The organism is Bradyrhizobium australafricanum (assembly GCF_020329495.1).
Classification (GTDB): domain Bacteria; phylum Pseudomonadota; class Alphaproteobacteria; order Rhizobiales; family Xanthobacteraceae; genus Bradyrhizobium; species Bradyrhizobium australafricanum.
In genome coordinates, this window is record NZ_JAGKJL010000004.1 from 50,514 (window position 1) to 73,665 (window position 23,152).

A 23,152-nucleotide genomic window follows, 5' to 3' on the forward strand; every position below is an offset into this window, starting at 1 on the left:
GCAATATCGTCGAAGCCGACGCCATCTGATCGTTCCGGAACAAGGACGGGAGGCCAGGCCGTTTGGATCACGGTGGAGAAATGCACAAATCATTTGCCTTCGGCCGGCTGATAGCACCTGCGGCCGAATTGGCTTCCGCGTATTGTGCAGGGGATTGAGATCTCAGCCCCGGTGATGGTGATGGCAGAACAGCAAACGGCAGGTCGCGGAAGCAAATTGACGATCCGCGACGTGGCGACCGCAGCGGGCGTATCGACCGGCACGGTGTCGCGGGTGCTCAATGCCAATGCCACCGTCCATCCCGACATCCGCCGGAAGGTCCAGCGCGCAATCGATGATCTGGGCTATACGCCGAACGCGGTGGCTCAGAGCATGCGCATCCGGTCGACCCACACGATCGGCTGCATCTTGCGTGAGATCAACATTCCGCAACTCGCGGGCTTCGTCAAAGCCGCGCACGACGTGCTGGACGAGGTCGGCTTCTCGCTGCTCATCTCCAACTCGGAAGGCCGCAAGGAGCGTGAGCGAGAGCTGCTCAGCCGGCTGTCGCGGCGGCAGGCCGACGGCGTGATGATGGGGCCATACACGCCGGTCGCCGGTGAGTTCGAGGCCTTCCTGCGCGATCTCGATATTCCGATCGTGCTGATCGATCGTGATCAGCCGGATTGGACTGATGCCGTTATGGCCGATCACGCCGAAGGGATGCGTGTCGCGGTCAGTCATTTGCTGGATCTTGGTCATCGGCGCGTGGCGCTGATCACCGGCGACGCCGGGCTCTATCCGGCGCGCGAACGCGTTCGCGGCTATCAGGAGGCTTTTGCCGCGCGAAATCTCGAGCCTGATCCTTCGCTCGTTCACGCCGGGAGCTTCCTGCCCGGCGCGGGATTTCGTATCACCTCGGCATTGCTCGGCCAGCGCAACCCTCCGACCGCGATCATTTCCGGCGGCATCGACATGTTGTCGGGCGTGCTGCGCGCGGTGCGCGGGCGAGGCCTGCGGATACCGGAGGACCTGTCGCTGATCGCGTCAGGCCATTCCGAGCTCGCCGAGCTCGTCTCACCGGCCGTCGCCATCATCGGCTGGGATCAGGCGGAGGTCGGCCGGATTGCGGCCGGCATGCTGCTCGATCGCATCCGAAACGACGGTCCGCACGAGCCGCGGCGCGTGCTCGTGCCCAACGAGTTCATCCCGCGCGCGTCGCTGGGGCCCCCAAGACGTACCTGAAGACTTGCCGTCCATGGCACGAACGGACGGCCATAGCATGCAAGGAGATAGTTCCATGAGTGGCGAAATGATCAACGGCAAAGAAGACGAGCGGCCGATGCTGTTCCAGCCACTCACGATTCGAGGCCTTACGCTGAAGAACCGCCTCGTCGTGCCGCCGATGGTCCATTACAGCTGCGAACCGGGAAATACCTGCGGAGCGTTTCATCTCGTACATCTTGGTCGCTATGCGCTCGGTGGATTCGGGCTCGTCTTCGTCGAAGTGACGGCGGTGGAGGAAGTCGGACTCACCAACGAAAACGATCTCGGCATCTGGAATGACGAGCAGGCCGAGAGCTTCAAGCCGCTGGTCGCCTTCATGAAGCGTCAGGGGACGGCGATCGGCATCCAGATCGGCCATGGCGGCCGCAAGTCGTCGGCACAGTCCGCCATGCAGGGCATGGGGCCGCTGACCGAGGAGAATCTGAAAGCCGGCGCCAGGATCTGGCAGCCGGTCGGCCCGACCGCCGAGCCGGTCGCCAAGGGCTGGCTGACGCCACGGCAATTGACCACTGCCGAGTGCAAGGCCATGGTCGGTACTTGGGCAGCCGCTGCAAGGCGAGCGGTTGCCGCCGGGTTCGACACCATCGAGATCCACACCGCGCACGGCTATCTGCTGGCCTCGTTCCTGTCGCCGGTCTCCAACACACGCAATGACGAGTATGGCGGCGACCGCGCTGGCCGCATGCGTCTGCCGCTCGAGATCGTCGAGGCGGTGCGCCGCGAAATGCCGGCGGACATGCCGCTGTTCGTGCGCGTCTCGTCCGTCGACGGCACCGTCGAGGGCTGGAACATGGATGATACGGTCGCCTTCGCGCACGAGCTGAAGGCGCGCGGCGTCGACGTCGTCGACTGTTCCTCCGGCGGAATCTCCGGCGCGGCTACGGCAGCGCAAGTGCCGCGCAGCCTCGGCTTCCAGGTTCCCTTCGCCGAGCGCGTGCGCGAGGAGGCGGATATCACCACCATGGCCGTCGGCATCATTCTCGAGGCGCAGCAGGCCGAGGCCATCCTTCAAAAAGGCCAGGCCGACCTCATTGCCGTCGGGCGGCAGTCGCAGTTCAATCCCAACATCGCCCACCACTGGGCGCACGATCTCGGCATCAACAGCCGTTTCGAGGATTGGTCGCCCGAGTTCGGCTGGTGGCTCGAGAAGCGGATCAAGACTCTCCAGGACTTTGCCACGCCGACGGGCGTCGTTACGCGTCACTCCTGACTGGCGTCACACACATCGCTCGCAGCCGGTGAACGGAACGCCGTCCACGGCATCGCTGCTATCTTTGAGGATCCGCGGTGCTGCGCGACGGGTATCGGAGCGCGGATCCAGCAGCGCGTTTCAGGTTCGCTGCTGAACCTGCGCCGAGTAGATCTTGGCGAAGCGGTCGCGCAACAGGTTCTTATGCACCTTCCCCATCGTGTTGCGTGGAAGCGACTCGACCAAGACGATCGAACCGACCTCTTCGCTTTCAGCCGGATCCCGACAAGCGGCGGAATCATTTCGTGGAGGGTCCGGGTTTTTACGGACTGAGCGTTAACGCTGCCGCACGAGCACAAAGGCGGGGGCCTTGCCAGGAAGCGATTTGGCCACTTTAATCGGGAGATTGCAGTACGTTATTCTTATTGTAGAGCGCATTTCCGATGAAAGCCATCGAGCAGATCGTTGCCGGCTACGTTTCGTTGAAGGATCGCCAAGCCTTGGAAAAGCTGAGGCACCATCGTCAGCAATTGCTGGATGATGTTCAGATGCACACCATTCCAGGGTTCAAGCCGTCGATCGTGAGCGATATCCTCCGCGAGGAGATCGAGGTCATCGAAGGCGCGCTAGCGCGCATAGATGAGGATCGACCATAGTCATGAGCAAAAACTTCGACGAGATCGAGACACTGAAACCAATGGCCTGCAGTGCCATCACCGATCCCAGTCTGAGGATGATATATGAAGCTATCCGCGGCGCGCTCGAGGCCGACGATGAATTCGAGGCAAGCGGCAAAGATCCCAAATTCCGAGTCCGGTCGACGGCCGAATGGAAGCGGCATGCCAGCGATCTTGAGGCGGAGATGCTGAAGCGAGGGCTCGAGTTCGACGTTATCGATTGGACGAATGGTCAGAGTGAGCGGCGAGAAAGCCTGTGAAGGCACTCGCTGTTCATGCGTAAACGCCGTTGCGATGGCACCAACGGACAAACGTGTAGATGGACCAGACCCGCGACCAGTACATGCCGGGCGCTCCGTCGAGAAAGGCTCGCCAAAGTCGCTCAACCGCTGCGGGATTCAGGCCGGTAGGCGCGATCGCCTGCGGATCGCGCATGGTTCGATCCATGGCGTCCTTCAATCCGCGGCGAATCCACCGGTCAAAGGGCATGACGAAGCCAGTCTTTGGGCGCTCGAAGAGCGCAGGATCGAGACCGCGCAATCCGATCCGCCGAAGCATATCTTTGCGCCCCAAAGGCTGATATCGCGCTTCGTCCGACAGGGCGTCGACGCTTTCAAACAATACGTGGTCGACCAGCGGAACGCGCTGCTCGAGCGAGCTGGCCATGCTTGCTGCATCATTATCGCGCAGGAGGCGTTCACCCAAAAAGAGACGTTGTTCCATCACGCTAATAGCGGAAACAGGGGTACGGCCGGCCGTTTCGGCCGTCAGCCGCCGGCGCATCGCGTCGGGAAGGCCTTCCACGAGCGCGCCCGCGAAATCCGGTGCAAGCAATTCACCCTGAAATCCAGGCAGGAAGAGCGCGTAGGCCATCTGGTATAACGCCAGCAGATCCTCGCTACGATCGACCATATCCGGAAGCTTCGCCCAGCGCGTTTGAGGCGGCACGGGATGCGAGGATCGTCGCAGGGGCCAAGTCAACAAAGCTGCAGCCCTGGCTTGCCATTTTCTGGGAAATGCGCGGCCCCGATGACACCACTGCTGCAAGATCGGAAGATCGCGGTACGTCGGATACCCGCCGAACAGCTCGTCACCCCCGGTTCCTGACAACGCGACGGTAAAGCCTGCTTCGCGAATGGCCCGGGAGATGAAATAGGCGTTCAGTCCATCGAAGGTTGGCTGGTCGAGACTATCGAGGGCGTCGTCCAGACTGTCGACGAACCGCTGCTCGGACAACACCACCTCATGATGCTGAGTGCCGATTGCCGCAGCGGTCTGCCTTGCGAACGGCGCTTCGTTGAACTGCTGGTCCTCGAACGCGAGCGTGAAAGTATGAACCGGGGCGTCAGCGGTCCGTTGCGCGAGATTTGCCATCGCGGAGGAATCGATGCCGCCCGACAGGAAAATGGCGAGCGGCACATCGCTGGCGAGGTGAAGCTTCATCCCTGCGTCGAGGATCGAGGCAAGCGTCGCTTCGTCCATTGTCGGTTTTGGCGACTCTCCGGGAATGCGCCAGAAATCGCGCTCGCCTATTCTACGGCCTGTCTCGTCAAACTCGGCGTAGTGACCCGGCGCAAGAAGTTCAACGCCCTGAACGGCGGTGCAGGGGCCGACAACAAACCCGTTCCATACGTTGCTCGCAACCGCCTGCGGATCAAGACGCGGCGTTCCGAGCAAGCCTGAGGCCAGCAATGCACGCAATTCGGATGCAAATATCAGCGACCACGTCGTGTTCGGATTGCTGGACTGCGCGATATAGAGCGGCTTGATGCCGAGCTGGTCGCGCGCAAGCAGAAGTCGTCGCTGTTGCGGATCCCAGCTTGCGAATGCGAACATGCCGCGCAGCCATCCAACTGCGTCCAGGCCATGCAGGCTGAGTGCCCGCAGCATGACGGCGGTGTCGCCGCTGGACCGAAAAGACTGCCCTTCGCTCTCGAGGCGTTTGCGCAGGGCGACATAGTTGTAGATTTCGCCGTTGAACGAAATCACGTGCCCGGTTGTATCGTCCACCATCGGTTGGGCGCCGGCGGACGACAGATCGAGGATCGAGAGGCGGCGGTGATCGAGCATGACACCCCAGCCGCGGGCATCCGGCGTCGAAGCCCACGAGCCATGGCCGTCCGGCCCGCGATGGATCATGGCCTTGCTCATCCGAGCGAGCGCGGCTCGGTTGTTTTCGTCAAGCCGGCCGATGATACCCGAGATACCGCACATTCAATCGTCGCCTTCGCGGCTTGAGCTTGAGCTGGCCCGCACGAGGTAACGTTGCGGAGAACCTACCAAGACTGCTTCGGCAATGCTTCTACGTCGAAAATCCAAGCGGATAAATGGACACGCCGCCTTTCTATCATTGTTTCGTTAAGAGGAACGAGGCAACTATTAACGCAAGGCTTCGGCTTAAGCATTGAGTAAGCCGAGCTATGTGAATGTGGACCCCAGCGAGCATCTCAGTACCTGTCGACGTCGGCAGGCAGGTTTGGATCGATGCACTCAGACCGCCTAAATATTCTCTTCGTGTCACAGATGCCTGCGAGCCCGCCGCGGATCGGCGCGCAGGCACGCATGCACGGTTTGATGACGGAATTGGCTCAGCGCCATGACCTGACGGCAGTCATGCTCGTGGATGACGAGCACGACATCGACGAATGCCGAACTGCCATGCAGGCCTATTGCCGCAAGGTGGTGCTCGTGCGTAACCCGTTCGGTCGCGATGGGATGCCGAAGCGCTTGCTTCAACTGCGCTCCCTGGTATCGCCCCTCAGCTTCGAGCGTTTGCGAATCACGGCAGACGTCGTGCGTCAGACGCTGGATGACTTGCTTGGGTCGACGCGCTTCGACGTGGTTAATCTCGAGTTCACGTTCCTTGGTCACTACGAGCTGCGCAAGGCGCCGGCAGGAGAGAAGCTTCCGGTACTGGTCGTGGATTCTCACAACATCGACTACGACCTCGCCCGCCAGTACGCCCAAAGCGGCGACAGCCTGTTTCGTCGCCTTTATTCCGAAGTCAATTGGCGTAAGCTTCGGAAGGAGGAACTCGGGACCTATCGTGACGCAGACGGCGTCTATCTGTGCAGCGCTGCTGACGAACGACGGCTGCTTGAAGAAGTGCCGGAAGCCAGGACTGCCGTCATACCCAATGCCGCGGATATCGAGTTCTATCGCCCGCGTGCCGACGATCCGAAGCCCGACGGACGCACCGTCGTATTCTTTGGCCTCCTGTCGTATGCACCGAATGTCGACGGTGTCATCCACTTCATCAATGATATATGGCCGCGCATCGCGGCCAGCCATCCGGATGCGCGTTGCAAGATCATTGGCGGTTCGCCGCCCTCCGCCCTGTTGGCGCTGGCAGGTCCCCGAATCGAGTTCACCGGCTTCGTGCCGGATCTGAGACCGCATCTTGCCGAGGCGGCGGTCGTCGTCGTCCCTCTGCGATTGGGAGGCGGGACACGGCTCAAGATTGTCGAGGCTATGGCGATGGGTAAGGCAATCGTCTCGACAACCCTGGGCGCCGAGGGGATCGAGGCCATGCTGGATCGTGACATCATGATCGCGGACGATGTCGAGAGCTTTGCCGCCCGTGTCAGCGGCTTACTGGGCGATGCCGATCGCGCTGCGGATCTCGGACGTTCCGCAAGGCATTTGGCCGAAAGCAAGTATGCCTGGAGTTCAGCAGCTCGCGCTCTCGAGGGTTTTTACCGTACGAGGCTCGCCATCAGTTGCGGTACGGATGGGAAGGCGCCAACGCTTCGCCAGCAGCAACGGCGCGCCGAGCGTTGAAGAACCGCTTCAGGTCCAGGAAGCGCTTTTCGACGAATTCATAGCTCAGATAAGCGATCAGCAGCGAGACGAGTGCTCCCGCTGTCGCCTGTATTGCCACGGCTGCGCTGTGAGAGCCGAGCCATTCGCCGAGTGTAAGCTCGGTTCGATGAGTCACGAGATAGTACGATATAAAGTGATGGTAGACGTACAGGCCGTAGCTATAGGTCCCGAGAAGCATGAAGGGTCGGCTGCAGAAAAGGCGCGATACCAAGGAACGCTTTGGCGCAACAAGCACCCAGATGAGGAGACAAGCCAACAGCACGGTGATGATGGAAGACCGAACCGGAAGGACGAAAGCGTTACCTTGGTCGGTCACCAGGCGCGTCCAGATGAAAGTCAGGGAAAGCAAGGCAAATGCAGTGGTCGCAACGTATGGAAGGGCACCCACAAGTCGCCGAAGTCCGCCCGGTTGTCGGACGACCACGGCGAGAAAGGCGCCAAGGGCCAGACCGTCCAGGCGAAACGGTGTCAACACATAGGTTGTCCACCAGCTAAGTCCGGCCAAGGAGCCGCCCAGGCGAGCGAGCATCGCAGCAACCGATAGGCCAAGGCTGACCGCAATCAACTTTCTCGGTTGCTTCGCGACCAGATATACGACGAGCGGCCAGAAGAAATAGAAATGTTCTTCGATGCAAAGCGACCAGAGATGCTCCAGATATGAGAATGACCAGTCACCGTTCCATGCGATGTAGACGTTGACTCCGTACAGCCAGGCCCAGGCCTGACGATCTATCAGATAGTCGAGGGTCGGACCGCGCAGCGGGCTCAAAAGCGGAGCGACGAAGAAGACAAGCGCGAGCACGCCATAATAGAGCGGAAAAATGCGCAGCACTCGCCGTATATAGAAATTGCGGAAGAAGTTCGGCTCCTCCCGTGAATCATAGAGGATTCCGGTGATGAGAAAGCCGGACAGGACGAAGAACAACTCGACGCCATAGGAGCCGTAGTTGGTGATTCCGACGACGATCTTCTCGACAGCGTTGGTCGGCAACGTATTGCCGACGAAGTGCAGTAGCATCACCATTGCGATGGCAAGTCCCCGCACGCCGTCGAGCGCAGGAATGTGTCCGTGAAGGCGGGGCCACCGGTCGCGGACTGTTGCCTCGGCGGATTCGGTTGCCGGCAGCATACCTGCCGCGCGAGCCGATTCCGCCAGGCCAATTGTCGTCATCGGGACGACGTAACGATGGTTGTCGCGCCAGAGATGCTGCCGTTGGCGAGTCCCTTCAGCGTGTAGGCATCGATCCCGGCGACGATTGGATCGCTCACTGTGCCGATGATCATCCGAAGGTAAGTCATGAACTTTGTCGCTTCGACAGAATTTGCGTTGGACGCGAAGATGACATCTTTATTCCGCATCTCGAATTCTGTCGCGATGAAGTAGCCGCCGGGATCTCTCAAATCGAGAATATAGATAACGGGGACAAGGGGTCCGCTATAGCGAGTGCAGTCGACGCCGAGCTGCTTGGCTACTTCGCGTGGCTCTCCTCGGTAGATAAACACGGATCCAGGGTCGGCGTGATCATCCTTGAGGCCGCCCGCCTTCGCCATGGCCTCGGCCAGTGTCAGGCGCCAGGCTCCAAACGAGAACTGCCCCTGTTGCCCGGAAGCGCCCATCGCGAGGAAGGTTTGCGGCTGCGTGAATACGTAGACCGTATCTTGGGGGCGAACGAAGATGTTGTTTGCCGGTTGGCTGAGCAGCGATCCGAACGGTGCGGTACCCTGCCGGCCGTCGCGTTCGAGGGTCACCCAGGTATCGAAGCCGGGATTCTTGGGGCCGCCCGCGCGTGTGATGATGTCGAGCAGCCGCTCGCCGCTGGCGCTTGCGGGCAAGCGTGCAGGCGTTCCGACCTCGCCCAATACGCTGATGGACGTTGCCTTCTGATCCACCAGCGCAACCACTGCCTGTGGTTCGATCGCACGGTCCTGCAGGGACTTCACGATCGCATTCTGGACTTCCTCCGGCGTCCGGCCCGCAGCGCGGATCGAGCCTCCATACGGAACCGTGATGTTGCCTTTGTAATTCACGGCCTGATTGGGCAACGTGACATAATTGCCCTGGCGCGTGCCGGCTTCGGTTGGAGTAAACAGGCCACCGGCCATCGATTCGAACAGCGTCACGCTGACTGTGTCGCCGATGCCAAAGCGAATCTCGGGCGGGCCGCGGCGATCCGTGAAAACGCGGTCGATCCGCCTGGAGTTGCGCACCAGGACCCTCTCGGTGTCAGCCGTCAGGCGCACCAGAGCATAGTGCACGCTTTCAGGGTCGGTCTGCCCCGCGCGGACATAGGAGCTTGCCGGTCCCGAGGTCGGCATGGTCGAGCAGCCAGCGAGCGCGATTGTCGCTGTGATGGCCAGGGCGCCCAATAGGCGGCCACCACCGAGACGTGAGGAATTGCCAGCCGAATGCGCCGGCGCCACTTCGCGAGTGGTCAGGCGCGGCGTTCGTTGACTACTCTTGCCTGCACTTCTCGGCACGACATTGGACCCTGGTTAACGAAGATTAACGAACGGAGTCTTGGTAAACGCCGGTCTCTTCTTCGCGCTTGTTTGCGCGCCGCTTACGGTCGTCGCCGTCCGGCATCGACTGTCGCACTGCCGGACAGAGGCTCGGAAGAAATTTTCGCGAGTAAACATGTGCTTACGCGGCATCCACAATTTCCCGGAATATCAATCGACCAAGCGAAACAGCCCGCCCTGTGCGCCACGCTAGGGGACAAGCGTTAACGAAGCGTTCACTATAAAAATTCAGGAAAGATTGACTTATCGTTGGTGTTCGGAGCTGTGCCTGAGTACGTGTTGGCGCCAGTGCCATTGAGAGGCTGATCGTATCGCTGCGCGGCCCCACGATCGGGCAAGGCAGGCGATTAACGATCAGCGTGCTGCCTTGGCGACTGGAGTTGACAGGCACCGAGCATGCACGAAGCCGTATTGCGTTCTCAGCGACCAGGCTTGGCGCCTCCGTCCGGTCGGGTAATCGATAGATACGCAATCATCCCGCTGCTGGCTTGTGTTTACGCCACGATTGCGTTTCCCCTGATCCTCGTGACCTGTAGTCCGACGGACTCGGCTTGTCTTTTGGAAGCTCGACCAGAGAGCAAAATCTTTTGGCCGATCCTGTCCGCAGTCGCGCTCGTCGTTGCGCTGCGCAATCGGTCGCGACTCCGCTTTCCACCGATCCTGATCATACTGTTTGCCTATCTTGCGCTGGCGGGGGCGAGCGTTGCCTGGGCATTCAAGCCGGAGGCTTCGGGGATCAGATTTGCGCAGCAGGCCATGATCATTGCCTCGATCGCGCTCCCGGCGATCGTTGCCACTCGATCGACCGACCTGCTACGCGGCTTGTTCTGGTGCTTCTTCATCGCTGCCGTGCTCAACATGCTGTTCGTCATGGGCAGGCCGCCGATCGACGTGAAGTTCGCCACATGGGGCTACCCCGGCTACTTCTCGGGCAAGAACTATCTAGGCGAATGCGCTGCCGTTGCATTCCTGCTTGCGCTCCATGAACTGCTTCATCCCGGACGGCGACGGATTCTCGGTATCGTTACCGCGCTCATGTCTGTTGCCCTGCTGCTGCTGAGCAATTCAAAGACGGCGCTTGCTCTTGCGGTGCTTGTCCCTGCGTTCGCCTGGGCCTTGCTCAAGCTTTCCAGGGCTATCCGCGTTCCGGTGTGGGTGATTGTCGTATCGATACCGATTTGCTGGATGGCTTTTTCGTTCGTCACCGGCTTCAGCATGAATCGCGTGTCGTACATGCTGTACGGCGATTCGACTTTCACGGGCCGTACCATCATTTGGGATTTTGCAAACATGCAAATCGCAAAGAAGCCGCTGCTGGGCTGGGGTTATCAGTCGTTCTGGCTGGTTGGACCCGACGCGCCGAGCATCGTGGAAGCGCCGGGCTGGGTCAAGGAGATGCCCAACGCCCACAATGGGTACGAAGACACATTGCTTGAACTAGGCTATGCGGGATTTTTTCTGCTTGTCGCGTTCATCCTTGCGACGATACACGGCATCGGTCGCCTGGCGCGGTTTGATCTTTCGCGGGCATGGATCCTGCTGTCGATCGTTCTCTACGTTGCCATTACGAACGGTCTCGAGAGCACATGGATGCGCGGCTTCGAAATGCTGTGGGTCGTGTTCGTCATAGCCGCGGTTGAAGCTGCCAGATATTGGGGGCAGGCGCGTCCCGCGGCCAACTCGGCAATAGCCAGGCGTCCAGCAATGCGGCGCATCCACGGACCGCGGCTCAGGCCGCCGTCGACTCCCATCAACGTCGTGAGGTCACGCTAGCAGGCGCGAAGCCAGTCGGTTCGGCGCTGCAAGTCAGAGGATGCATGTTCAACCGGAAGGTCATCGCGATGCGGCGCAACCCTGGTCACGAGACGCTGCGAGCGGCCCTGCGGCGGCCTTGGCGGTGTTTGGTTGCAACGATGATCTTCGTTGCATGCTCAAGCCATTCGTCTGCTTTTGCTCTCGACTCGATGGAAATACTGCCCTCAGATCGCGCGACGACCTGGCAACCCGGCCTGATGGCCGAGGGTGGGATACCCATTCGAAAAACCATCTGCGCGACGCTGTCGCCTCGTGGTGGCACACTCGATGACGCTGCGGCAATCCAGGGCGCAATCAACGCGTGTCCGGTAGGGCAGGTCGTGCAACTGTCCGCGGGGCGGTTTCTGATCAATGGCGGCAATTTCCTGCTGCTCAACAAGGCAATCACGCTGCGCGGCTCCGGTCCGGGCCGGACGATGCTCGAAAAGCAAGATGGCGCGAAACCTTTTAACGACGCAGTCGGTGCCAAGCCGTCTCCGCTGGTCGTGGTGGGACCGTCGCTTTTCTCCAGCACGAGCGATACGGTCAATGCCGTGCGATCAGCGAACCTTCGGAATGATGCAATAAAGGGCAAAAAAACCGTCGAGGTCGACGACGCTGCGGGCTTTGTACCTGGACAGATCGTGCTGCTCGACGAGGCGTCGGGCGCTGATTGGCGTGTCGACCCGCAGGGGCGAGGGCAGATCTGGGCGTCGGAAGATTTCAGGGTTGTCTGGCAAAAGCACAAGCCTGCAATTCAGTTTGTCGACGACTTTGCACCCGATGGGTTTCCGTCGACGCCACAGAGCGCTGGATCGTGGTTCGGGAGACCTGATCGGCCCGTCGCCGAGATCAAGGAGATCAGCACCGTCTCCGGTTCCAGGATCACCTTCACGACCCCAATTCACATCAGCTATCGGAAAGCAAACGCAGCTCAACTGTCACGGTTCGCGCAGCCGCATGTGAAGCACGCGGGCGTCGAAGATCTGGCGCTCAAGGGGGGCGACGCGGGCAATCTTCGCTTCAATTGGGCTGCTTCTTCGTGGGCGAAGAACGTCGACAATTCGGTTTGGCACGGCGAAGGCTTTGCAATTCACAGTTCCTTCCGCGTCGAACTGCGCGAGTTCTACGTGCACGACGCGGCCTGGGCTCAACCCGGCGGAGGCGGATATGCCATTAGTCTTTCCGCCGGATCGTCGGAAGTTCTGATCGAGAATGGAATTGCCGTGAGGGCCAACAAGCTGGTGGTGGCGCGTTCCGCCGGGGCGGGCTCCGTGGTCGGCTATAACTACATGGACATGGGCTACATCAATACGAACGGAGCCTGGATCGAGACCGGGCTCAACGCCAGCCACATGGTGGGCGCCCATCACGTTTTGTTCGAGGGCAACTACGCTCAGAACGCCGACAGCGACGACACTCACGGCAACAGCATCTATCACACGTTTTTCCGCAACTATCTGCGCGGCGTCCGGGCAGCGTTCGACAATCAGGCTGGCGGGACGATCGATGATGTGTCGCAGCCCCGCAATGGGCCGCGTCGCGCTGCCGGTCTGATGGCGTATTCCTACTGGATGTCTTTCATAGGAAACGTGCTCGGGGTTCCCGGTCAGATGGACGGCTGGTCGTATGAAACCCGCTTTACCGACGCAAAGCCCGGCGTCTGGATGCTCGGTTGGGACGCCGTGAAGCCGTATCCGACGGACGCAAAGGTTGCGACGTCCACGATTCGATATGGCAATTTTGATTACCTCACCAACAAAACGCACTGGGATTCCGGAAGCGAGGGTCGCGCCTTGCCTGCTTCCATGTACCTCACAAGCCGCCCCCCGTTCTTCGACGCCGGGCGCGGATACGAGTGGCCTTGGGTGGACCCGGTCGGAGAGACGAAGCTTCATGTGCTTCCGGCCAAAGCGCGCTATGACGCCGGCACGCCGTTCTTGCAGCCGAGCTTGGATGGATCGGCACGCAAAAGTTCGCAGTGAGCACACGCCTCGCGGGCAATGATTAAATATGTTTTGAACAGGCGCGGTATTGCGTCAATGCGTCACCTGACCGACGCCGAGCTCAGAGGCTAACTAGGCGAGCGCCCCGATTTAAATGCTGCAGACGTCGTTAACTACAATAGAAGCTAAGGCCTTCTGATCCGCGCGGACCTTGGGCATTTCTGCACGTTTTGGTTTAATCAGATTGCCGATTCGCTATCCGGTTAGTCTCCGGAAGAGGAATTTGATGCGCAAATCGGTCTTTCACGAGGATTGGTGGCTGGATGCGCTGGCTCCCGGTGGCTGGCGCGAAGTCACTTGTTCGCGTGGCGGGCGCGTCGTGGGTTCTCTCCGGTTCGTCACGCGTACTGAAGGCGGGATGAACATATGTGAGATGCCTCAGATCACGCGCTTTCTCGGACCGACGGTCACGCTGCAGTCCGGCAAGACGGAAGCGCGCATGCGGTTGGCGCATGCGGTCATCACTGACCTGCTCAAACAGGTCGCGGATTTCGATCACGTCGAGATGACGCTCGATACCGGGTTTAGCGATGTGGCCGCGTTCCTCGCGTGCGGCTACGAGGTGCGCGCGCATCCGACTTTCATGCTGAAATGCACGATCCCCCGAGACGAGCTCTGGTCGGGATTGCGCGACAAGACAAAGAACGTGATACGACGCGCGCGGGAACGGCTCGCCATTCGCGAAGTCACGTCCCCAAAATACTTCGTGAAGTATTACCAGGCCAACCTGGAGGGCGCGAAATCGTATTTCGACCTCTCTCGATTGGAAGCTGTCTATGCCGCCGCGAGCGAGCGACAGCAATGCAAGATCCTCGCGGCGGTGGACTCGAACAACAACGTCCACGCCCAGGTCTTCTTCGTCTGGGACCACAAGTTCGTGCACTATTTCCTGTCATCGCGGGACAGGAGCATTGCGCATCCAGGCGCAGTAAGTCTGCTCCTCTGGAGTGGCATCGAGCTGGCGCACGAGCGGGGCCTTCATTTCGATTTCGATGGCGGAATCGAAAACGAGGCGCGATACAAATTCGTTGTGGCGTTCGGCGGAGAACTGGCCAATCGCTTCGACGTCAGCCGCTCCACCACACGTTACCGGCTTCACCGGCAACTACGCAGAGTTCCCCAAGCGCTGCTGCGGCGTCTCTCGCCTGGCGCCGCTACCGGCGACGTCAACGATCATGGGGTACGGCTCAACCATTTTCCGTCGTCCTGAGCGGATCGTTCCCGCAATTTCAGGCGCGCCATTAACTAAGGTTTTACAAATACGTGCATCAGCGGGCGATTTTGAAATAAGTAGGCGAGATAGAAACAGAATAAATTTGGAGGCGTTTAGATGCGTGTTCTCGTGAGCGGACATCTCGGCTACATCGGAACAGTGCTCACCCCGATGCTACGGCGTGCCGGGCACGAAGTCGTGGGCCTCGACAGCGATCTGTACTCTCGCTGCACATTTGCAGAGGGCGGGTCGATCGTGGATGTGCCGGCCCTTTGCAAGGACACGCGAGACATCGAACTTGCGGACCTGAAGGCTTTTGACGCGGTCCTGCATCTTGCCGCGCTGTCGAACGATCCGCTCGGCAATCTGAGACCTGGCCTTACCGACCAGATCAATCATGTAGCCAGCGTGCGCCTCGCGCAGCTGGCCAAGCAAGCCGGTGTGCGACGGTTCGTGTTTGCGTCCTCCTGCAGCAACTACGGCAAGGCTGGCGACGGGATGATCGACGAAACCGGAGCCCTCAACCCGGTGACTGCTTATGGCGAATCCAAGGTGCAGTCGGAGCGCGATATCGCCGGCCTCGCCGGTGACGGATTTTGCCCGGTCTACCTGCGACCCGCAACGGCTTACGGCGTATCTCCCCGGCTCCGATTCGATGTCGTGCTGAACAATCTCGTTGCCTGGGCGGTGACAACGCGAAAGATCCTCTTGAAGTCGGACGGCACGCCCTGGCGGCCCATCGTTCACATCGAGGACATCTCCCGCGCCTTTATCGCTGCGATGGAAGCTCCCGAGGCGGCGGTGTTCAATGAAGCTTTCAACGTCGGCCAGACGGCGCACAACTACCAGATCCGCGATCTCGCGAAGATCGTCGCCGATGTTGTCCCTGGCTGTCAGATCGAATTTGCCGATGGCGCCGGTCCCGACACGCGGTCCTATCGCGTGAGCTTCGAAAAGATCCGAACCCGGTTGCCGGAGTTCAAGCCGCAATGGGATGCGAAGATGGGCGCGGAGCAACTCTATAAGGCCTACCGGGCCTCGGGCATCACGCTCGAAGAGTTCGAGGGTCCCCGGTATCAGCGCATCAGCCACGTCAACAAGTTGCTGGCGGACGGCGTGCTCGATGTGGATCTTCGCCATGTAGAGTCGAGGCAGAGTGTCGGGCAATCGGCTCTCGTTGCGAACTAATACACGCGCCGATCGATTTTGACACACCAGGAGGACGGCGTGTCGGCGGCAGACGATGGCACGAGTTCAGGCGCAAAGATCTTTGCGCTTGCCCAAAAGATCTACCCGATCTGCCGCAGCATTACCGGTAACGGTGTGCGGCAGACCCTGCGGGAGATCGGTGCGCACGTCTCCCTTGATGTCCACGAGGTGCCGACCGGTACACCTGTTCTCGACTGGGTCGTGCCGCGTGAGTGGAACATCCGGGACGCGTACATCAAGGACCCGCGGGGCCGGAAGGTCGTGGATTTCAACCAATCGAACCTGCACGTCATGAGCTACAGCGTGCCGGTGCGCCGCACCATGTCGCTGGACGAGCTTAAGTCCCACATCTTCACATTGCCCGATCAGCCGGACCTGGTCCCCTACCGAACGTCTTACTACCAGGAAAACTGGGCTTTCTGCATGGCCCACCGACAGCTGGAGCAACTGCGGGACGATAGCTACGAGGTCGTGATCGACTCGACCCTCGCCGACGGGCATTTGACCTATGGTGAGTATTTTCACCGGGGAGAGTCAGACGACGAGGTGCTTCTGTCGGCGCATGTTTGTCATCCCTCGCTTGCCAATGACAATTGTTCCGGCCTGGCCCTGCTTGCGGAGCTCGCGAGCCGCATCTCCCAGATGCGAACGCGATACAGCTATCGGTTTCTCTTTGCGCCAGGAACGATTGGCGCGATCACCTGGCTCGCCCGCAATGAGCATCGTGTGTCTCGTATCAAGCATGGCCTCGTGGTATCAATGGTCGGAGACGGCGCCGGTCCGACATACAAGAAGAGCAGGCAGGGCGATGCCGAAATCGACCGTGCAATGATACACACGCTGCAGCATTCCAAACTGGCGCCGACGATATTGGAGTTTTCGCCCTACGGCTATGATGAGCGGCAATACTGCTCGCCCGGGTTCAACCTGCCGGTGGGATTGTTTCAGCGCAGCCGCTTCGGCGCCATCCCGCAGTATCACACCTCGGCCGACGACCTGAGCTTCATTCGGCCGGAGCACCTCGGGGGTTCCTTCCGCATCATTTCCGAAGTCATCGACCTGCTCGAAGGCAACCGCAGCTACTATAACACGTCGCCGAAAGGCGAACCGCAACTGGGCAGACGCGGACTCTATGGTGCGATCGGCGGCGACAAGGACGCCGCTGCAGCCAACATGGCGATGCTGTGGATTCTAAATCTGTCCGACGGACATCATTCTCTGCTTGATATCGCCAGGCGTGCCGACCTGCCGTTCCCGGTCACTCTGAAGACAGCAAAAGTGCTCGAGCGTCACGGACTTCTCGCGCCTGTGCGGTAAGCGCTCAGGTACCCTGAAGCGGCCAGTTCAAGTCTTTATCGGAGATCGTGCTGACGGCCAGAGGCCAGCTGATGCCGAACATCGGGTCGTCGTATCGGACGCCGTTAGCAGCCGAAGGCTCGTAGAACTCCGAAATCAGGTAATTGACCTGAACGTTGTCGCTCAAGGTTTGAAAGCCGTGTGCGAACCCCTTGGGGATGTAGAGCTGTGAACCGTTCTCCGCTGAAAGCTCGAAGCCGCGCCATTGACGAAAGGTCGGCGAGCTCGCACGCAGATCGATGATGACGTCCCAAATCGATCCGTTCAAGCAGCGCACGAGCTTAACTTCGCCGTGCGGCTCATTCTGAAGGTGCATTCCGCGCAATGTTGCCTTGCGCGAGGAGCTCGAGATGCTGTGCTGGGGAAATTTGGTCACGAGCCCATGTGCACGAAACTCGTCTTCGCAGAACGTGCGCGCGAAAAAGCCGCGCTCATCGTGTGCAGGCTCGAGTTTGACGAGCCACGCTCCGTCAAGTCCTGTTGCTTCAAAGCGCATGGGATGCATCCACTCCCGGCCGAGAGGCCAATTGTCGACGACCAATTCTATACAATTTTACTAAAATTTTCAGCAACTGCGTGGTTTACCTTGTTGTTCGATATCGCTTCATATTGTTCGCTTTCATACGATAAAATTCAATCTAACGAGCCCGATTTAAGCGCCGGCAATCTCATATTCGGCAATCCTATATTCATGGTACGGCCCAATGAACGCTCACTCGAGATTCAAATCGATTCGGTCGAAATCCTCTCACGGTAACTGCCGTCTGTGCGGCGCGACGTTGAAATCGACGTTTGTCGACCTGGGGATGTCGCCTCTCTGCGAAAGTTTTCTCACAGCCGACCAGACCGACGCCATGGAGCCGTACTACCCGTTGCACACCGTGGTTTGCGGGTCCTGCTTCCTGGTGCAACTCCAGGAATACGTCAAACCGGAGCATATCTTCACCGAGTATGCCTACTTCTCGTCTTATTCGACGTCGTGGGTGGAACATGCGCGGCGCTACTGTGAGATGATCAAGGCCAGGCTGAGCCTTGGTGCCGAGAGCCGCGTCTACGAGATCGCGAGCAACGACGGCTACCTGTTGCAGCACTTCCTGCCGCTCGGGGTGCCGGTCACGGGAATCGAGCCGGCGGCCAACGTGGCCGAAGTTGCTAGGCAGAAGAACGTCCCGACAATGGTCGAGTTCTTCGGCCTGGAGCTGGCGCGGAAGCTGGTGTCAGATGGCAAGCGCGCCGATCTGATTATCGGCAACAACGTGCTGGCACAGGTTCCGGATCTAAACGATTTCACCGCCGGAATGGCGTGCCTGCTCACGCCGCAAGGCGTGATTACGCTCGAATTCCCGCATCTTGAGCGGCTCATCGACGAAAATCAGTTCGATACCATTTATCACGAGCATTTCTCTTATTTCTCGCTGGTCACGATCGATCGTCTGGCGCGGCGGCATGATCTGAAGGTTTTCGACGTCGAGCAGATCCCAACGCATGGCGGCTCGCTTCGCGTCTATCTCTGCCGCGCCGATGCGACTCACGCCGTCTCCGCCGCGGTGACCGCACTGCTGGCCCATGAGCGTCGGATCGGCCTGGAAGACATAGGTCAGTACGAGCAGTTTACATCGCGGGTTCATCGCACCAAGCGCGAACTGCTGTCGTTCTTGATCGCGAGCAAGAACAAGGGGGCGCGGATCTGCGGCTATGGCGCTCCCGGCAAGGGCAACACGCTGCTCAACTACTGCAGCATCGGTACCGACTTCCTCGACTTCACCGTGGACCGCAACCCCTACAAGCACGGCCGCTATACGCCGGGAATGCACATTCCGATCCTCCCGGTCGAAGCCATCGACGAGGCCCGTCCCGACTACCTGTTCATCCTGCCCTGGAATTTGAAGAGGGAAATCGTCGCGCAAATGCGGCATGTCGCGGACTGGGGCTGCAAGTTTATCGTTCCGATTCCTAACGTCGAAATCATTGATCCGCGTGAGGTTGCGCCATGAAGGTTGTCCTTTTTTGCGGCGGTCTCGGTACGCGGATCCGCGAGTATTCGGAGAGCATACCGAAGCCGATGGTCCCGATCGGCCATCAGCCGATCCTCTGGCATGTGATGCAGTACTACAGCCAGTACAATCACAATGATTTCATATTGTGCCTTGGCTACAAGGCGAACGTCATCAAGGATTACTTCCTCAATTATCGCGCGACTGCGAACAGCGACTGCGTGATTTCGGAGTACGGCAAAAAGGTCGAGTTGATCGGCGAACATCAACCGGACTGGCGGGTTTCGCTGGTGGATACGGGGACATGGCGCAACATCGGGCAGCGCTTGCTGGCCGTCCGCCATCTCGTCCAGGACGAGGAGATGTTCCTTGCGAACTACAGCGACGGGCTGACCGACGCGCCGCTGCCGGACATGATCCAGAAGTTCAAGGAAAGCGGAAAGATCGGCTGCTTCGTGGCGATCCATCCACCGATCAGCTTCCACCTTGCCGAGTTTGACGCCGAGGGGTCGGTGCAGCGGATTCGCTCGAGCCAGGAGTCCGAGATCTGGATCAACGGCGGCTACTTCATCTTCCGCAACGAAATCTTCGACTACATCAAGGAGGGAGAAGAACTCGTCCAGGAACCGTTCAACCGTTTGATCGAGGGCGGTCATCTCATGGCCTATCGCTATGAGGGTTTTTGGCGCGCCATGGATACCCTGCGCGATAGACAAGTGTTGGAGGACATGGTGGAGCGCGGCGACACGCCGTGGCGGCTGAATCACTCGTCGGTAGCCAGCGCGGCATAACCGGAATGAGAGCATTGCAGCTTGCCAGGCCCGGAGACCATCTGTCGATCCTGTGCCTTGGCGCCCATTCGGATGATATCGAAATCGGCGCGGGAGCGACGCTGCTGGGTCTGATCGAGCGCGGTATCAAACTGGACGTGCACTGGTGCGTTCTAAGCGGTGGCGCCGTACGGGAGGCTGAGGCCAGAGCATCGGCGGCCGACTTCTTGTGCGAGGCTGCATCCGCGAATGTCGAGGTGCTGTCGTTTCCCGATGGATTCTTCCCGGAAAGGGGAGAGGCCATCAAGGAATGGTTTGAATCGCTGAAGCGGCGGGTCGAGCCCGACGTCATTCTGACGCATCGCAGGGATGATGCTCATCAGGACCATCGTCAGGTCTGCCGCCTGACCTGGAACACGTTTCGTGATCATCAGATTCTGGAATATGAGATCCCGAAGTGGGATGGCGACTTCGGTCAACCCAACGTTTACATGCCGGTATCGGCGGCGGCCCTCGATCGTAAGATTGAAATCCTGCTCAAGCATTTCGGCACGCAGCGATCCAAGCAGTGGTTCGATGCAGACACCTTTCGCGGCCTCGCACGGATTCGGGGCATGGAGTGCAGGGCTACGGAACGCTTCGCCGAGGCATTTTTCGGGCGAAAGTTGACACTGATCTGACGATGGTTGCGCGGACATCACGCAGCCGGTGAAGTTTTGATTTCAGGGTGTATCTCAAGGCGCACGATATGAGCACGCTATTTTCAAGTATCTTTCGCGCTGGCGACCTGGTGGAGGTCAGAAGCAAGGAGGAGATCCTCGCGACGCTGGATGCCAACGGCCGCCTGGAGGAAATGCCCTTCATGCCCGAGATGCTGAAGCATTGCGGCAAGACGCTTCGCGTTGGCAAGCGAGCTCACAAGACCTGCGATCCCGCGCTCGGTATCGGCGGGCGCAAGATGCTGAACACGGTCCATCTCGAGAACATCCGCTGCAACGGCGCGGCCCATGACGGCTGCGAGGCGGCCTGTCTGATATTCTGGAAGGACGCCTGGTTGAAGCCGGCGGGTGAGAAAAGGCCGTCGCCAGATGGCGCGGGCAAGCCGTTCAGGTCTGGCGGCTGCAGCGAGGAAACGCTGTGGAGCACGATCAAGCATCCGCCGAAGGTGGGCGAAACCGAGCCGACCTACGTTTGCCAGAACACACAGGTAAAATTCGCCACGCAACCCCTGAAGTGGTGGGATCCGCGTCAGTATGTCGAGGACTACACTTCGGGTAACGTTCGGCTGCAGGATCTCGTCGCCGGATTGACGTTCTCGGTCTGGCGTACGGTCACCGAAGCAGGGCTCGGCATCGGCACCGCGATGCGCTGGATCTACGACACGTTCCAGCGCATGAGAGGTGGCGTGCCTTATCCGATCAGGCCCTTCGGTGTGCCAGAGGGTAGCAAGGCCCCGCAGTCCCGGCTTGATCTGCAGGTGGGCGACGTCGTGCGCGTCAAGCCGTACAAGGACATCCTCGAGACGCTGGACTGCAATTACCGCAACCGCGGCCTGTATTTTGATCCGGAGATGGTACCGTTCACGGAACGCGAGTACGAGGTCGAAAGGCGTCAAAAGCAGATCATCGACGAAGGTTCGTGCAAGATGGTCCGTTTCAAGACGGACGCGATCATCCTGAAGGATGTCGTGTGTGAGGCGCGCTATGCGATCTGCCGCCGCTTCTGCCCGCGCGCCATCTATCCCTATTGGCGGGAAATCTGGCTTGAGCGGGTACCTCAAAGCCAGAATCCGGCGAATTGAACGGGAACGACGCGTGCATCGGAACGAACGAACCGATCAGTATTTTGCGGACAACAAGCCATATTCTGGCCTTGGCCGTAGGTCGCTGCACAGCGGCGTGGCGTTCATTGCTGCGCGTGGACTGAATATCTTCGTTCAGTTGGCCTCGACGATCGTACTGGCGCGACTGCTCGGACCGCATGATTTCGGGTTGGTGGCCATGATGCTGGCCCTGATCGGCTTCGCGCCCCTTTTCGTCGATCTCGGGATGAGCGAGGCCTCCGCCCAGCGGAGCAGCATCTCGCGCGCCGAGGTCAGCACGTTGTTCTGGCTGAATGTTCTGATCGGCGTCGTGCTGGCTGTCGTGCTGGCTGCGTCCGGTCGGTGGATAGCGCGTGCCTTCGGCGAGCCATCGCTCGCGGGCATGGCGGTGGCATTGTCGGTGACCTTCCTGATGATGGCTTTGTCGACGCAGCACTATGCGTTGATGCGTCGGGCAATGCAGTTTCGCCGCATCGCGATGATCGACATATCGGCGAACATCATCGGAAGCGCTGCAAGCGTCGGACTGGCGCTTTCGGGCTGGGGCTACTGGGCGCTGATCGCCAAGCCGATCATAACGTCGGCTTTGACCGTCGTTGGAGCCTGGACCGCCTGTCGATGGATACCGGGCAGGCCCAGACTCACGCCAATGGTCAAGGAACTGCTGCGGTTCGGGCTGGGAGTGACCGGCTTCACCATGACGGATTACTTCGCTCGTTCGGCGGACAGAATCGCGATGGGCTATTTCCTCGGTGCAGGGCCGCTTGGCTATTTTCAGAACGCCTTCACGATCTACAACAACCTGCTGTCGATTCTCAGTGAGCCGCTGCACAACATCGCGGTGTCGGGACTGAGCAAGCTCCAGCACAGTGCGGCTGAACTGAAACGCTCCTGGGAAGGCGCGTTGTCACTGCTTTGCTACTTTTCGGGGCCCGCCTTCGCCGCCCTGGCCGTGAGCGCTCATGACATCGTGATCGTGCTTCTCGGAGAGAAATGGTCTCCCGCGGGCCCCCTGCTCTGTATCCTCGCCATTCGCGGCATTGCAGACTGCATCGAGCGAACTCTCGGTTGGGTCCATGTCGCGGTCGGGCGTCCAGATCGGTGGATGCGATGGGGCATCTTCAGTGCAATCTGCCAATTGGTTGCGCTTGCAGCTGGACTGCCGTTCGGCGTGATCGGAGTGACGATCGCCTACACGGTCACCATGTTCGTGCTGTTCGTTCCAGCGCTGGTCTACGCCGGCAGGCCGGTCGGGATCACAATCGGGGACGTCCTGCGCGCGACAGCGCCGCAGACCATTGCTGCGCTGGTCGCCGTAGCGGTCGCCTTCTCGATACAGGAGGCATTCCTGCAGGAATTGCCGCGGTTGCTGCGAATCCCGGTCGCGAGTGTGATCTGTGTGACGGCCTACCTGGCCGTCGTGGTTGGTGTCTTCAGGATCACGCGGCCACTGCAACTCGCGTGGTCCTTGCTACGCGATTTCGGCATTGTACGACTGCAAGTCAACTCCTGAT

19 protein-coding genes are annotated in these 23,152 nt (G+C 59.9%); 15 read left to right on the plus strand and 4 right to left on the minus strand.

Annotated elements, in window-relative coordinates:
* Positions 1-216: 216 nt before the first annotated feature.
* The 4 genes from J6525_RS05615 (at position 217) to J6525_RS05630 (ending at position 3,392) form a co-directional block, all read left to right on the plus strand.
* Positions 217-1,224, plus strand: coding sequence for a LacI family DNA-binding transcriptional regulator (locus J6525_RS05615; protein ID WP_225642667.1), 1,008 nt, complete (start codon positions 217-219; stop codon positions 1,222-1,224).
* Between the two features lie 55 nt (positions 1,225-1,279).
* Positions 1,280-2,476 (plus strand): NADH:flavin oxidoreductase/NADH oxidase, encoded by a 1,197-nt coding sequence (locus tag J6525_RS05620; protein ID WP_225642670.1) that lies wholly within the window; start codon positions 1,280-1,282, stop codon positions 2,474-2,476.
* Positions 2,477-2,898: 422 nt separating this feature from the next.
* Complete coding sequence (locus J6525_RS05625) at positions 2,899-3,111, plus strand: hypothetical protein (protein WP_225642672.1); 213 nt, start codon at positions 2,899-2,901, stop codon at positions 3,109-3,111.
* A gap of 2 nt (positions 3,112-3,113) precedes the next feature.
* Entirely contained in the window at positions 3,114-3,392 is a 279-nt protein-coding gene (locus J6525_RS05630; protein WP_225642674.1) for a hypothetical protein, read from the plus strand.
* A gap of 13 nt (positions 3,393-3,405) precedes the next feature.
* On the opposite strand, the gene asnB is transcribed toward J6525_RS05630, so the two are convergent.
* Positions 3,406-5,346: an asparagine synthase (glutamine-hydrolyzing) gene (gene asnB, locus J6525_RS05635; RefSeq protein WP_225642676.1), complete on the minus strand. Its 1,941-nt coding sequence runs from the start codon at positions 5,344-5,346 to the stop codon at positions 3,406-3,408.
* 270 nt (positions 5,347-5,616) lie between these two features.
* Between asnB and J6525_RS05640 the strand changes: the two genes are divergently transcribed.
* Positions 5,617-6,912: a glycosyltransferase family 4 protein gene (locus J6525_RS05640; protein ID WP_225642678.1), complete on the plus strand. Its 1,296-nt coding sequence runs from the start codon at positions 5,617-5,619 to the stop codon at positions 6,910-6,912.
* On the opposite strand, the gene J6525_RS05645 is transcribed toward J6525_RS05640, so the two are convergent.
* A complete protein-coding gene (locus J6525_RS05645) occupies positions 6,848-8,125 on the minus strand; it encodes an acyltransferase family protein (protein WP_225642681.1) in 1,278 nt (425 codons plus the stop codon). The two genes, J6525_RS05640 and J6525_RS05645, sit on opposite strands and share 65 nt — an antisense overlap.
* Positions 8,122-9,321 carry a polysaccharide biosynthesis/export family protein gene (locus J6525_RS05650; RefSeq protein ID WP_057017391.1) on the minus strand — a complete coding sequence of 400 codons (1,200 nt, stop codon included), beginning with the start codon at positions 9,319-9,321 and terminating at the stop codon, positions 8,122-8,124. Before J6525_RS05650 ends, J6525_RS05645 begins: the two co-directional genes overlap by 4 nt.
* A 549-nt stretch (positions 9,322-9,870) precedes the next feature.
* On the opposite strand from J6525_RS05650, the gene J6525_RS05655 reads away from it, so the two are divergent.
* The 5 genes from J6525_RS05655 (at position 9,871) to J6525_RS05675 (ending at position 17,013) form a co-directional block, all read left to right on the plus strand.
* Positions 9,871-11,247 carry an O-antigen ligase family protein gene (locus tag J6525_RS05655; RefSeq protein ID WP_225642683.1) on the plus strand — a complete coding sequence of 459 codons (1,377 nt, stop codon included), beginning with the start codon at positions 9,871-9,873 and terminating at the stop codon, positions 11,245-11,247.
* Positions 11,248-11,291: 44 nt separating this feature from the next.
* The gene (locus J6525_RS05660) at positions 11,292-13,253 is read left to right on the plus strand and encodes a pectate lyase family protein (protein ID WP_225642685.1); all 1,962 of its coding nucleotides are present in this window, start codon (positions 11,292-11,294) and stop codon (positions 13,251-13,253) included.
* A 247-nt stretch (positions 13,254-13,500) separates the two neighbouring features.
* Positions 13,501-14,484, plus strand: coding sequence for a GNAT family N-acetyltransferase (locus J6525_RS05665; protein WP_225158756.1), 984 nt, complete (start codon positions 13,501-13,503; stop codon positions 14,482-14,484).
* Positions 14,485-14,604: 120 nt separating this feature from the next.
* Complete coding sequence (locus tag J6525_RS05670) at positions 14,605-15,675, plus strand: NAD-dependent epimerase/dehydratase family protein (protein WP_225642687.1); 1,071 nt, start codon at positions 14,605-14,607, stop codon at positions 15,673-15,675.
* Between the two features lie 18 nt (positions 15,676-15,693).
* Entirely contained in the window at positions 15,694-17,013 is a 1,320-nt protein-coding gene (locus J6525_RS05675; RefSeq protein ID WP_225642689.1) for a DUF4910 domain-containing protein, read from the plus strand.
* Between the two features lie 4 nt (positions 17,014-17,017).
* Here J6525_RS05675 and rfbC read toward each other — a convergent pair whose 3' ends face one another.
* Complete coding sequence (gene rfbC / locus J6525_RS05680) at positions 17,018-17,548, minus strand: dTDP-4-dehydrorhamnose 3,5-epimerase (RefSeq protein WP_225642691.1); 531 nt, start codon at positions 17,546-17,548, stop codon at positions 17,018-17,020.
* A gap of 208 nt (positions 17,549-17,756) precedes the next feature.
* Between rfbC and J6525_RS05685 the strand changes: the two genes are divergently transcribed.
* The 5 genes from J6525_RS05685 to J6525_RS05705 are packed head-to-tail and all read left to right on the plus strand — an operon-like array spanning position 17,757 to position 23,151.
* On the plus strand, positions 17,757-19,046 hold the full coding sequence (locus J6525_RS05685; RefSeq protein WP_225642693.1) for a class I SAM-dependent methyltransferase: 1,290 nt from the start codon (positions 17,757-17,759) through the stop codon (positions 19,044-19,046).
* A complete protein-coding gene (locus J6525_RS05690) occupies positions 19,043-19,837 on the plus strand; it encodes a glucose-1-phosphate cytidylyltransferase (RefSeq protein WP_028338408.1) in 795 nt (264 codons plus the stop codon). The genes J6525_RS05685 and J6525_RS05690 overlap by 4 nt, the downstream gene beginning before the upstream one ends.
* 5 nt (positions 19,838-19,842) lie before the next feature.
* Positions 19,843-20,496, plus strand: a complete 654-nt coding sequence (locus J6525_RS05695) for a PIG-L deacetylase family protein (protein ID WP_225642695.1) — start codon at positions 19,843-19,845, stop codon at positions 20,494-20,496.
* Between the two features lie 47 nt (positions 20,497-20,543).
* Positions 20,544-21,617, plus strand: coding sequence for a hypothetical protein (locus tag J6525_RS05700; protein WP_225642697.1), 1,074 nt, complete (start codon positions 20,544-20,546; stop codon positions 21,615-21,617).
* Positions 21,580-23,151: a lipopolysaccharide biosynthesis protein gene (locus J6525_RS05705; RefSeq protein WP_225642699.1), complete on the plus strand. Its 1,572-nt coding sequence runs from the start codon at positions 21,580-21,582 to the stop codon at positions 23,149-23,151. Before J6525_RS05700 ends, J6525_RS05705 begins: the two co-directional genes overlap by 38 nt.
* Position 23,152 lies beyond the last annotated feature (1 nt).